Consider the following 5,578-nt stretch of genomic DNA (forward strand, 5'->3'; position numbering starts at 1 on the left):
GGCGTCATAAAACTCTGCCGACGTTATCAAATGAGTAGCCTGATAACTGAATGGCCACCGCCGATGGCAACTACATGCAGGTCATAGCAGCCAAGTATCAGCGGTTATCATTGTAAGCCTCTGATGAATCGTATTGGATGGTTTTGATCATTCGGCTCTTTTCTATGCGCATAAAATTCAGGCAGACGTAGGGCGCTAGTCCATTTACCAAGGCAAATTGAAAATCCCTGACCACATATACAGGGAGATGAACGAACGCTCTCCAGCCTTCTTGCCGATAGTTACGATTAAGATAGCCTATCGAAAACACGTCGTTAATGACCGGAACCAGCCTTTTGTCCTTTGTTTCAAACTGCGGCTGACCATCCTCCTCTTTGATTTGTATGTCAGAGACACGCATCGATTCCCATTCATGCGGTTTGGTCGTAAGTAATTGCACTGCACAAGTCTGACCCGCCTTGTTGTTAGGAGCCAGGATGGTGGTCTCAAGGTTTAGTGTCATACAATTGGAAAGAACGAGGTCATCGCCTGACATCAGCGAAATTCTACTAATATCCGCTAACCCTGCTGAATAGTGGCTATTGAATGAAATGACCTCTAAATCAAAGTGCTCGAATACCCTCTTCTTTCCTTCATGCCAGCTTGATGTTGTCATCGCTCTCACTCTTGTTAATGCCCTCTCGCATCATAAGCAGTGTATTAACGGCTGTCGGGGTATTTTTTACGGCGAATACATCTCAGTCTTATCACGCCGAATATGGACAATAATTGATAATTTTGTAGGAGATCGCTTACATACAACCTAAGCCCTCTGAGGTATTGTTCAGAAACTTAACTTAATGTAACAACCTGACATGAAAGGTCTCACTGCGCAATACAGGCAGCTCGCCCAACAAGTCCCTTTGCCCTTTGGTCAGATCAGGAGTTCTCGATGGAACAGCCCGTAAGCCTTGCACTTATCGGCAGCGCCTTATTTATCTTGGGTGCATTGCTTACCTTTGCTTTCCAGCAGTGGCGCATTTCGTCGCTGCGAAAGGGTAAAAATGCCGTTCAATTATCACTCCAATCAAAAGAAGCTGAACTTCAAGCCAGAGAATTTGATGTCAAGCAGCTAAATCAATCGCATACCGCCGTCACCGATGACCTTCAAGCTGCCCAAGAGCACTTATCTACACTGCAAAAAGCTCTGGATAGTGAGCGTGATAACTTGCAGAGCGTGAGGCTGGAGCACGCCACAGATAAAGAGGCGTTGGCTGGCGTTAGAAGGGAGTTATCGGATTACCGAGACTCTGCCCAGCAACAAAGAGACGACCTTAAAGCGCAACTTGATGAGGCTCAGCAAGAGGTCAAAGCCCGTCAAACCCAGCAAGATGAGCTAAACAAGCAACTCACTGAACTGAAATCTGGACTGAGCGACCGTGAATCCCGGCTCGAATCACGCGAAACCAGCCTTCAAGAAGCTCAGCAGCGTATCAATACGCTCGATCAAGAGCTTACGTCGCTCCGAGAGTCATCCCAAGAAAAGCTCGGCGCACTCAATAAAGACCTAGCACAGGTGCGCGAAGCGTTAGGCAGCGCCCAGGCAGACCTGAAATCCCGCAGTCAGGCTCTCGACGAGACCCGAACTAAGCTCGCCACCACCGAAAGCACCTTGCCCCAACAGCGCCAGGACTATCAGAAAAAACTTGATGATGCCTATCAGATAATTGCCGAGTTACGGGAAGCCAACGGCAGCATCCAGTCAGACCTGCATGCGGTAAACGCTAACCTCAAAGAAGCTCGTGAACAGCGAGATATTGCACAGAAGAGCCTTAAAGAGCTTCAGACCACCTACCATGCACTGAAAAACGAGCATGGTGAGCTGCAAACTCGTATGGAAGAAAAGGAGCATCAATTCAGCCGTCAGTTGCAGTGGATGGAAGACAGCAAAAAGCAGCTCAAAGTAGAGTTCGAAAACCTAGCTAACGAGCTGCTCGATAAGAAAGGCAAGGCATTTTCATCTCTCTCGGAACGCAACCTAACCGAACTACTCAAGCCGTTCCAAACTGAAATAAAGGGCTTCCGAGACAAAGTGGAAAGCCTGCATACCCAGGAAACTGAACAGCGGGCCAGCCTGCGGACAGAACTAAGGCACCTACAGGATTTGAATAAGGACATTACCGATCAAGCAGCACAGCTTACCCAGGCACTCAAAGGTCAAAAGAAAGTGCAAGGCAACTGGGGTGAACTGATGTTAGAAAACGTCCTCGATAGTGCGGGGCTGCGCCCTGGGGATGATTATCAGCGCGAAAGGAGCTTTGATACTGAGGAAGGAAAGCGCCGTCCAGACGCTGTAATCTATTTGCCACAGGGTCGTCATCTGGTCATTGATGCCAAAACCTCGCTCAACGCCTATCTGGAGTATGTGAACGCAGATGATGACTTCTCACGGCAAAATGCGTTAGCGGAGCACACCAAGGCTGTCAGTTCACGCATTACAGAACTGGCAGACAAACATTATTACGATCTTCCGGGTCTGAACTCCCCTGAAGTCGTTGTGATGTTTATCCCGATTGAATCGGCCTACGTTGAGGCGGTTCGCTATGACAGCACTCTCTATCAGCGTGCCATTGAGAATAATGTGCTGGTCGCCACCCCAATAACCTTGCTGACCAGCCTCAATATTGTCAGTCAGCTATGGCGATTTGAAAACCAGAGTAAGCACAGCGCTGAACTGGCTAGCCGTGCCGAACGTTTTTATAACAAGCTCTCCAGCTTCGTTGAGAGCATGCAGGACGTTGGTAAGAAGCTGGACGGTGCTCGGGGAAGCTATGACAAGGCGCTGGGACAACTGGTCAACGGCAGAGGTAATCTGATCAAGCAGGCACATGAGTTTAAAGAGCTTGGCGTCTCCGTGAAGAAAGAGCTACCCGCTGACATTCTGGAACGTGCGAAGCTTGAGATTGGTCCGTCAACTGATCAAAGCCACTATCTGGAAAACGAGCAACAATCTGTAGAAAGCACTTAAAATACAATGGGCTAGATATCCAATCGAAACCGAACACGTAGCCCACTAAAGGAGTAAAAAGATGACGTCAATACTTAATCAAGCCGGAGATATTAGTAGGCTTTTCCAGCCTCAATGCACTTTAAGACCAAGCAGTGTGTAGCTTGACCACAATGCTCATGCACGTTGCAGCAACAGAAAAAGGAGCCATTGGAAACTGGCTGATGCGCTATGTATTAAAATAATACGTTTTTCAGGATTGCTGAAGGCCGTCAGTAAGCCAATAGTCAAGGAATAACAATTGCCTGGAACCGAGCAACGGCCTCTTCAAGACACTCGGAGGTGGCTACGCTCTCAAAACGACATTCTCTCTGCTCTGCCATAAGGTCAATCGTGCGCACCTGGGAGGCCAGCACATAACCCATCATCCGCTTTTTGCCCCTTTTCGTTTGCACAGGCACTGACCAAGGCGAATCAGCCCGCGCTTCAGAAGAGGTGATTGGCAAAACTACCACCATCTTTGAATGCTCGTTAAATCGCGTCTCAGAAATAACCAGACATGGGCGAAAACCGTTCTGCTCATGTCCGGCTGTTGGATTCAGGTTAATACTGATGATATCACCCCGGCTAGGGATAAAGGCCATTGCCATCGAGTCACTTACCTCTTATATCAAAAGATCTCTCGACCGACCGCAGGGGATTCAAGGAAATCGATTTGCTCCTGATCAGGGAGGCGGAAATCCTTCGGCTGCGACCGCGCTAGAAGATCATCAAGGGAATATTTTCGTTTACTAGCTTTCTTGATCAGCACACCCTCTTCAGTAGTAATGACGTCTACTTCGGAACCTTCATCAAGACCTGCAGGCCGTAATGCTGCTACAGGCAAGCGAAGAGCTAAGCTATTACCCCACTTAGCAATTTTCATTACTCATCTCCCAGTGAAAGTGACCAGTCCCATGCAGCGCTCAACCTTGACTGACACTTCCTTCCTCCTAGTTTATTTCTCATCTAGCCTCGCTACTTCGGTAACCAGACCGGTGTTCTGAATGAACACAATGATATTCTAGCAGTATATACAATGGATATCAAAAAGGATCTACAATGTAGACACACAAAAGGCTGTAGCAGACTGGTTCAGCTCAAGGCAATCGCAGCATAGGCGGCATGAAGACCGACTTGCATTTGGCTCAGGGCAGCATGGTTGCCAACATGCATCACTACTGTTTTTTTGTTGCCAAGATATTTCTACATAGGCGCGGCTTATGCAATATTATACTTCCTTTCTCTCTCTTTAAAAGCTTGCACTCCGCCTTCTAAAATATGACAAACATGCTGCCTTATACCAAGGTCACTTAACCTATGATAGTTATCAACCAAATTTTCACCGTAACTTAACTCTAAGCTCCCTGTTATATACTCAAATTTATGTAGATTATCTTCCACGTCCACCACCTTGTCTCTTTGGTTTGCTACAACAGCACACTCAGCATCAGCAGATACAACTAAGTTAGAATTATGTGTAACCATGATTATCTGTCTTTTTTTCTTACATCTTTTCACAAATTCTTTCAACTCAGAATATATAGTTCTATTATCTAAATTATCTTCTGGCTGATCTATTAATATAGGATATGAAGCATTACTGAGTTCAAACATTAAATTAAGAAGAACCAAGCCTCGCTTTCCAGGCGACATTTTAAAAATATCATCATTTTTATATGTTACTTTATAATTTATTTCAAAATAATCATCGAAAAGCCTCTTAAATGCATCTTTATATGACACATTCTTTTTTAGAGAAGGTGCTTCTGAACTTTCAATCTTACTGGCCACATATCTCACTTTGTCACCAATAAAATTCATATCCTTTAAATCTAACTCACCATCAACAATTAAGTCACCCAACAAAACATCTAAACTTTTTCTACGATTAAAACTATCTATAAAAGAATAAAACCTTTCTTCGTTTATTGAAACATCAGCACTAACAAGCAAGTCTTCATCTACCTTTTGCATATCAATACTTTCGCAAATTCTGTAGTAGCAGGACACCATTTTTTCAAAATTTTCGTAAAGCTCCTCGTTACATTTAACATTTGACGAAGCAATGTTAAACTTTCTTTTTTTATTATCTTTAATTAAGACTAGTTTATCTTTTTCCTTTTCTATTAAATCTCTAAGACCAGCCAACTCAGAAACCTCACCCATTTTTATTTCAAGAGGGTTGATTTCATTTCTTAAGCTAATTAATTTTTTTTCTAACTTTTCGATCACCACACTAGCTTTAATCTTCTTCTTTTTAATGGCATCTAAATATTTTGAAAGAGACCACTCAATATCTGAAGCCAGCTCTCCGTTTAAAGAGGCCAATACAGAAGAGCTATCAGAGAAGTTGGATTTTAAATGCAACTGACTAAGAACGCCTTCAACTAAGCTACTCTTATCTTCTTCAACGGCGCGCTCCAAAAAAGATAGATTCTTACTAATCAAATAAACTTGATCGCTTAAATTACTTAATGATTCAATTCTTTTAGATATTTTTTTGTGTAACTCAGAGTCGGGTTCGGTTAGTTTTGCATTCAAACTCATACA

The 5,578-nt window shown here is 44.2% G+C and carries 5 protein-coding genes; 1 reads left to right on the forward strand and 4 read right to left on the reverse strand.

Annotated elements, in window-relative coordinates:
- Nucleotides 1–97 precede the first annotated feature (97 nt).
- Complete coding sequence (locus AC0UA9_RS16610; protein WP_198349658.1) at nt 98–655, reverse strand: hypothetical protein; 558 nt, start codon at nt 653–655, stop codon at nt 98–100.
- A 900-nt stretch (nt 656–1,555) separates the two neighbouring features.
- Between AC0UA9_RS16610 and AC0UA9_RS16615 the strand changes: the two genes are divergently transcribed.
- A complete protein-coding gene (locus AC0UA9_RS16615; protein ID WP_475661767.1) occupies nt 1,556–3,007 on the forward strand; it encodes a DNA recombination protein RmuC in 1,452 nt (483 codons plus the stop codon).
- 266 nt (nt 3,008–3,273) lie between these two features.
- Here AC0UA9_RS16615 and AC0UA9_RS16620 read toward each other — a convergent pair whose 3' ends face one another.
- The 3 genes from AC0UA9_RS16620 to AC0UA9_RS16630 form a co-directional block, all read right to left on the reverse strand.
- Complete coding sequence (locus tag AC0UA9_RS16620) at nt 3,274–3,636, reverse strand: type II toxin-antitoxin system PemK/MazF family toxin (protein WP_475661759.1); 363 nt, start codon at nt 3,634–3,636, stop codon at nt 3,274–3,276.
- A gap of 20 nt (nt 3,637–3,656) precedes the next feature.
- The gene (locus tag AC0UA9_RS16625; protein ID WP_475661762.1) at nt 3,657–3,911 is read right to left on the reverse strand and encodes an AbrB/MazE/SpoVT family DNA-binding domain-containing protein; all 255 of its coding nucleotides are present in this window, start codon (nt 3,909–3,911) and stop codon (nt 3,657–3,659) included.
- 335 nt (nt 3,912–4,246) lie between these two features.
- A partial coding sequence (locus AC0UA9_RS16630) for an ATP-binding protein (protein ID WP_475661764.1) occupies nt 4,247–5,578 on the reverse strand: 1,332 nt, incomplete at its 5' end.

This window comes from Colwellia sp. F1, assembly GCF_056238625.1.